The 6,536-nt window shown below is 60.2% G+C and carries 5 protein-coding genes; all 5 read right to left on the bottom strand.

The genetic code is table 11. The annotated features are described in order from the left end of the window. Positions 1-170: 170 nt before the first annotated feature. From J5441_02030 to J5441_02010, 5 genes are read right to left on the bottom strand one after another with little or no spacing between them, the layout of a single operon-like run. The gene (locus tag J5441_02030; protein ID MBO4933933.1) at positions 171-476 is read right to left on the bottom strand and encodes a TIGR04076 family protein; all 306 of its coding nucleotides are present in this window, start codon (positions 474-476) and stop codon (positions 171-173) included. A gap of 38 nt (positions 477-514) precedes the next feature. Beyond that, complete coding sequence (secA, locus tag J5441_02025) at positions 515-3,241, bottom strand: preprotein translocase subunit SecA (GenBank protein ID MBO4933932.1); 2,727 nt, start codon at positions 3,239-3,241, stop codon at positions 515-517. A 13-nt stretch (positions 3,242-3,254) separates the two neighbouring features. After that, positions 3,255-4,379, bottom strand: coding sequence for an N-acetylglucosamine-6-phosphate deacetylase (gene nagA, locus J5441_02020; protein ID MBO4933931.1), 1,125 nt, complete (start codon positions 4,377-4,379; stop codon positions 3,255-3,257). A gap of 21 nt (positions 4,380-4,400) precedes the next feature. Beyond that, positions 4,401-5,306, bottom strand: coding sequence for a WG repeat-containing protein (locus tag J5441_02015; GenBank protein ID MBO4933930.1), 906 nt, complete (start codon positions 5,304-5,306; stop codon positions 4,401-4,403). A 38-nt stretch (positions 5,307-5,344) separates the two neighbouring features. Then, positions 5,345-6,406: a bifunctional glycosyltransferase family 2/GtrA family protein gene (locus J5441_02010; protein MBO4933929.1), complete on the bottom strand. Its 1,062-nt coding sequence runs from the start codon at positions 6,404-6,406 to the stop codon at positions 5,345-5,347. Between the last annotated feature and the right edge of the window lie 130 nt (positions 6,407-6,536).

Genomic DNA, 6,536 nt, shown 5'->3' with positions numbered 1-6,536 from the left:
CAGTTTTGAACGAGATGTTTATCGTTCAGGCAAAACAACAAAACAGCGGTCATACTTGATGTATGGCCGCTGTTTTTTGTGAAGCATGGGCGGGAAACAGCCGTTCAAAACCCGACTTATCCCTAATTTGCGCGCCCTTTATGGGAGCGTTTTTTCGTATTCTTTCGCTTTTATCCCTCTATCGCCTCGACATAGAAGCTGACGGGGCGGAAGCCGTCGTTGCAGGAGATCATCGCGGACTTCGGATCCTTCATCCAGCCGTCGTAGAAGTTGCCGCCGCCCGCGGCGAGCTCCTCGACGAAGGGGCGCAGCGAATACCACGCGCTCTCGCAGAAGCCCTCCGGGCGCCTGCCTCCCTTGCTGACGAAAACTTTTCCTATCTCCATATCGCAGGCGTGCTCTATGGGGTTTTCATACTTCCCCGCAAGGTCCTTGTAGAAGGTCCTGCGCATCACGGTTATGCGGCAATCGAACATGGCGCTCACTCCTGTCGGGGTTATTCGGCTGCTTCGGCTTATCCGCAGCAGTTTTTGTACTTCTTGCCGCTGCCGCAGGGGCAGGGATCGTTCGGGCCGATCTTCTTTTTCTTGACGACCGGCTGCTTTTTGACGGAGCCGTCGCCGCCGTGGGAGGAATGGATCGGGTTGGCGATCTGCTCGCGCACCATCTTCTCCTGGCGGACGATCTTTGCGGCGAGGACGCGCTTGATCGTATCCTCCTTGATGGCCTCGATCATCTCGTCGAACATATCGAAGCCCTCCTGCTTATACGCGTTGACGGGATCCTGCTGGCCGTAGGAGCGCAGGTAGATGCCGCGCTTGAGGTCTTCCATCGCGTCGATGTGGTCCATCCAGCGCGAGTCTACCGAGCGCAGCAGCGCGATGCGCTCGAGCTCGGGGAACATCTCGCCGAAGATTTCACGCTGCGACTCCATCTTTTCGTCCGCGCGGCGCATAAGCTCGTTTATTACGTCCTTGCGGTCGAGCTCCTGAAGCTCCTCGCGGGTGTAGTTGAAGGTGTTCTCGTCCGTCAGAACGCCGAGGTAGTGGTCGCGCAGACCCATGAGGTTCCACTCGTCCGGTATGTTCCCGCCGAGGTACATATCGCAGACGGCGTTGATGGTATCCTCCTTCATCTTCTCGATGAAGGGGTGGATATCCTCGCCGGCGAGCACCTTGCCGCGCTGATCGTAGATTATCTCGCGCTGGCGGTTCATGACGTCGTCGTACTGCAGGACGCTCTTGCGGATCGAGAAGTTGCGGCTCTCGACGCGCTTCTGCGAGCTCTCGATGACGTTCGAGAGCATCTTGGATTCGATGGGCATATTTTCGTCCACGCGGAGCATTTCGAGCGTCGCCTTTATGCGGTCGCCGCCGAAAAGACGGACGAGTTCGTCCTCCGCGGAGAGGAAGAAACGGCTCGCGCCGGGGTCGCCCTGTCTGCCGCTTCGACCGCGAAGCTGGTTATCTATACGGCGGCTTTCGTGCCGCTCCGTGCCGACTATGAAGAGACCGCCCGCCTTGACGACCTGCTCCGCCTCCTTCGCGGTCTCGGCGCGGTATTCGTCGTAGTATTCGCGGAACTTCGCGCGCGCGCCGAGGATGTCGGGGTCTTCCGTTTCGGCGTAGCCGGTGGCTTCGACGATGAGCTCCTCCGGCACCTGCTCCTTGCGCATACGCGCCTTGGCGAGGTATTCGGCGTTGCCGCCGAGCATTATGTCGGTTCCGCGGCCCGCCATGTTCGTGGCGATGGTGACGGCGCCGAGCTTGCCCGCCTGCGCGACGATCTCCGCTTCCTTCTCGTGATGCTTCGCGTTCAGCACCTGATGCTGTATCCCCTGCCTTTTGAGCATCTTGGAAAGCAGCTCGGATTTCTCTATCGTGACCGTGCCGACGAGGACGGGCTGGCCCTTTTCGTGGCACTCGGATATCTGCTCGATAACGGCGTTATACTTCGCCGCCTCGGTCTTGTAGACGACGTCCGGCTTGTCGTCGCGGATCATCGGCTTATTCGTGGGGATCTCGACGACGTCGAGGTCGTAGATCTCGCGGAACTCGGCGGCTTCGGTCATCGCGGTACCGGTCATGCCGGCGAGCTTATCGTAAAGGCGGAAGTAGTTCTGGAAGGTGATGGTCGCGAGCGTTTTGCTCTCCTTGGCGACGGTCACGCCCTCCTTCGCCTCGATCGCCTGATGGAGGCCTTCGTTGTAGCGGCGGCCGTACATAAGGCGGCCGGTGAATTCGTCGACGATTATGACCTCGCCGTCCTTGACGACGTAGTCAACGTCGCGCTTCATGATGCCGCGCGCGCGGATCGCCTGATTGATATGATGCGAAAGCGTCATATTCTCCGGGTCGTTGAGGTTGTCTATGTTGAAGGCGCGTTCGACCTTCTCGACTCCGCGGGGAGTCAGCGTCGCGGTACGCGCTTTTTCGTCTATGATGTAGTCGGCGTCGATATCGTCGTGGTTCTCCTTGTCGCTGAGCTCGACGAAGCGCTCGGCGTGAAGCGTCTGCGCGACTCGGTCGGCGAGCTGATAGAGCTCCGTCGATTTGTCGCCGGGGCCGGAAATGATGAGCGGCGTTCTCGCCTCGTCGACGAGAATGGAGTCGACCTCGTCGACTATCGCGTAGCTGTGGCCGCGCTGTACCATGCGCTCCTTGTAGGTGACCATATTGTCGCGCAGGTAGTCGAAGCCCATTTCGTTATTCGTGCCGTAGGTTATATCCGCCTCGTACATCGGGCGGCGTTCGGCCGGGTCGACGTCGTGAATGACGAGGCCGACGGAAAGCCCGAGGTAGCGGTAGACCTTGCCCATCCATTCGCTGTCGCGCTTGGCGAGGTAGTCGTTGACGGTGACTATATGCACGCCGTTGCCGGTCAGCGCGTTCAGATACGCGGGGAGCGTGGCGACGAGCGTTTTGCCTTCGCCGGTCTTCATCTCCGCGATCTTGCCCTTGTGGAGCACGACGCCGCCGATCATCTGCACGGGGTAGTGGCGCATATTCAGCACGCGCCAGGACGCCTCCGCGACGGTGGCGAACGCTTCCGGCAGGATACTGTCGAGCTCCTCGCCGTTGGCGATGCGCTGCTTGAACTGCGCGGTCATGCCCTTCAGCTCCGCTTCGCTCATGGCGCTGAAGCGGTCCGCAAGCGCGAGCGCCCTGTCGGTGAAGGCCTGCGCCCGCTTGATCTCCTTGCGGTTATATCTGTTTGACATCATGTTGTCGAGAAATCCCATATTTTCGTCTCCTTTATGAGAGAAGTCTGCCGCGCAGGACGACTGCTTTGAGTTTCAGCTCCGCGTCGACGAGGATGAGGTCCGCGCGCTTGCCGGCGGCGATGCTGCCGATGCGCCCCTCCGCGCCGATGACGCGGGCGGGAGTGAGCGAGGCCGCGCGGACGGCGTCCGCAAGCGGCACGCCGAATTCCACGGCGCTGCGGACGTTATCCAGCAGGAAGCCGCCGCCGCCGGCGAGGCTCCCGTCGGCGAGGCGTACCGCCTTACCTCCGTCGCGCCTGTGTTTGACGCCGCGGAAGACGTATTCCCCCTGCGGCAGTCCGGCTCCGGCGACTGAGTCGCTGATAAGCGCGACGCGTTCCGCGCCGAGCGTTTTGAAGGCGAGGCGGACGGCGGCCGGATGGACGTGTTCGCCGTCGCAGATAAGCTCGCAGGTTACGCCTTCGCTGTCCAGCGCCGCGCCGGCGAGCCCGGGTTCGCGGTGCCCCATCGGGAGCATCGCGTTGAACAGATGCGTGACGTGCGACGCTCCGCGCGCGAAGGCGCGTTTCGCCGTTTCGTAATCCGCCGCGGAGTGCCCGAGTGAAGCGACGGCGGTCTTTGTTATTTCTTCAATGAGCGCTTCCGCGCCGCCGCATTCGGGCGCGACGGTGACGAGCCTGACGCGCCCCTTCGCCGCTTCGCGAAGGCGGGCGTAGAGCGCGGTATCCGGCTTCGAGAGGTATTCGGCCGGGTGCGCGCCGCGCTTCGCTTCCGAAAGGAACGGGCCCTCGAGGTTTATCCCCTCGGGCGAGGCGCAGTCTGCGGGGACACCGGCTTCGATAATCTCCGCGATCTCGCCGGTTACGGAAACGAGCTTTTCGATATCCATTCCTCGGCAGGTCGGGAGAAACGCTGTCGTGCCGCCCGCGGCGAGCGAGCGCGCGACCTTCAGCGCGGCTCCGCCGCCGTCGTAGCATTCGTGCTCCCCGACGCCGTGGGTGTGGATATCCACCAGACCGGGCAGGACGAACAGGCCGGAGGCGTCGAAGCATTCGCCGGAGCCCGCGCCCGCGGAGATGCTTTCACCCTCGACCGATACGTCTTCGCGCGCGAGTGTGAAATCCCCGCGCAGCACCGTTCCGTTTTTGATCAGCATTCAGCCGTTCCCTTTCGCTTATCAGTTCGGCGTGGAAACGCCGCCGATATTGCCGAGCTTCCATTCGCCGTTCATCGTGAGCGCGGCGTAGTTACCGTCGCCGAACGGGATCAGATCCCTGTACTGGAAGGCGCAGACGATATCGCCGGCGCTGTTGTAGATTCCGTAAAGCCCGTCGTGATTGAGGACGATCATTCCGTTAGCGTCCGCGTCGTAAGGCATATCCTGACCGAGGTCGGTGCAGGCGGCTCCGACGTAGGCGTCGTCGTAGTAGAAGCCTACTACCACCGTGCCGTGCATATCGACGTAGCCCCACTTGCCGTCCTTCTTCACGGCGGCGACGCCGTTGGCGAAGGGCAGACCTTCATCGTATATCGGCTCGACGATAAGCTTGCCGTCGTGACCGACGAGGCCGACCTTGCGGGTGTTAAGGTCGAAGATTATCTCAGCCTTGCCCTCCGCGGGAAGATCCTCCTCCGGAACGGGGTAGGCGTCGACTTCATAGTAGACCGCCTGCTGATTCGCGGCGTCCCAGACGAAGGTCGCGGGGCCGCCGTGGGCGCAGAGGTTGCCGTCTGTGTAGGACTTGTCTTCCGGATTATAGGTGCATTCGCTGCCGTCCGGCTTCGTCAGCACGAAGAAGAGCTGCATCGCGCAGTATTTGACCTTCGAATACTCCGCCTCGACGACCGTTTCGCCTTTTGAATTGATAAGGCCGAGCTTGTCGGTCGCAGCGTCCTTGAAGGAGACCAGTCCGCCGCCGACGTACGCAAGGTCGGTCATATGAGCCGCGACCGGCTCGAAGACCGGCGCGACGTCCTGCGGATCGGGCATAACGCTTTCTTCTTTCTCGCCGCAGCTGCAGCAGAACGCGAGCGTCAGCAGCGCGAGCGCGAAGCAAAGGATTCTTGTCAGGTGTTTTTTCATTTGTATTTCCTCCGTTTTTATATCGGTTTATTTATCGCTTAGTTGTCGTCGTCTTTGAAAACCCAGTTTTTCTGGACGAAGTAGCCCACGAAGAAGAGCGTCGTATCGACCGCCATCTTCACGACGGTTTTCAGCATTCCGGTCGCGCCCGTCAGCCTCACGAAGAGGTAGACGAGCCCGTAGGAAGAGCCCATCTGGCAGAGCCACATCGTATAGTAACGGCGCATGCTTGCTTTTCCGCCGCTGCGGAAGACGGCCTTTTTGTTTATCGTATAGTTGACTATCGACGAGCAGACACGCGAGATGACCGTCGAAATGAGCAGCTTTACCGAGGTCGGTACGCCGGTCATATCGAGCAGCCAGTTGAGAAGCGTGAATATAGTAAGCTCAAGCAGCGTCGAAAGCACCGAGTTCAGCGTGAACGCGAAGACGCGGTAGATGCGCACCGAGTCCGCGACGACGCGGAACTTCGACCCGACATTGCCGTTTATATACACTGTCTTTATCGGCACCTCGCGGATCGGTATGCCGTTTTTGCCCGCGTATACGAGCGCGTTCATCTCGAATTCGTAGCGCTCGCCGTCTATCCCGAGCAGCTCCGCGAAACGGCAGGCGGGAAGTCCGCGCAGCCCCGTCTGAGTATCGGTTATGCGCAGGCCGGTGGACATACGCAGCACCGTGCGCGTCGCCTTGTTGCCGAAGCGGCTGCGGGCGGGAACGTCCTTAGAGTTAAAGTCGCGGCAGCCCATAACGATACTGTCCGGATGCGCGGCGAGCTCATGCGCGACGGCGGTTATGTCTTCGACCGTGTGCTGGCCGTCGCTGTCGGCGGTAACGGCGCCGTCTATATCCGGCCGGTTTTCCGTAAGCCACTTTATCGCGGTCTTAAGGGCGCTGCCCTTGCCGCGGTTTTCCTCGTGAGTCAACAGCGTCACACCGCCTTCCGCCGCCGCCTCGTCGTAAAAACGAAGGGTCTCGGCGGCGGAGCCGTCGTTTACTATCAATATATCCTCAAAGCCCGCTCCGCGCAGTCCGCGAACGACCTCGACAAGCTTTTCGTCGGGGTCCAGGCTCGGTATCACGATGGATATGTTCTTCATTTTACATCTCCGTCTTCTTCGCAAACATCCAATATATATTATATATCACAAACGTCAATATTGCAAGTGTTATTATGCTCCTTGCGTTTTTCCGTATTATATGCTACAATTATTATTATGAAAGGCGGTG

The sequence above is a fragment of the Clostridia bacterium genome (genome assembly GCA_017620395.1).
In the GTDB taxonomy this organism is placed as follows: Bacteria; Bacillota; Clostridia; order Oscillospirales; family RGIG8002; genus RGIG8002.
This window is presented reverse-complemented; position numbering and strand designations above follow the sequence as displayed.

Coding starts and splice junctions, on each gene's coding strand:
- J5441_02030 (MBO4933933.1), bottom strand. CDS start 476: ATGTTCGATTGCCGCATAACCGTGATGCGCAGGACCTTCTACAAGGAC.
- nagA (MBO4933931.1), bottom strand. CDS start 4,379: ATGCTGATCAAAAACGGAACGGTGCTGCGCGGGGATTTCACACTCGCG.
- J5441_02015 (MBO4933930.1), bottom strand. CDS start 5,306: ATGAAAAAACACCTGACAAGAATCCTTTGCTTCGCGCTCGCGCTGCTG.
- J5441_02010 (MBO4933929.1), bottom strand. CDS start 6,406: ATGAAGAACATATCCATCGTGATACCGAGCCTGGACCCCGACGAAAAG.
- secA (MBO4933932.1), bottom strand. CDS start 3,241: ATGGGATTTCTCGACAACATGATGTCAAACAGATATAACCGCAAGGAG.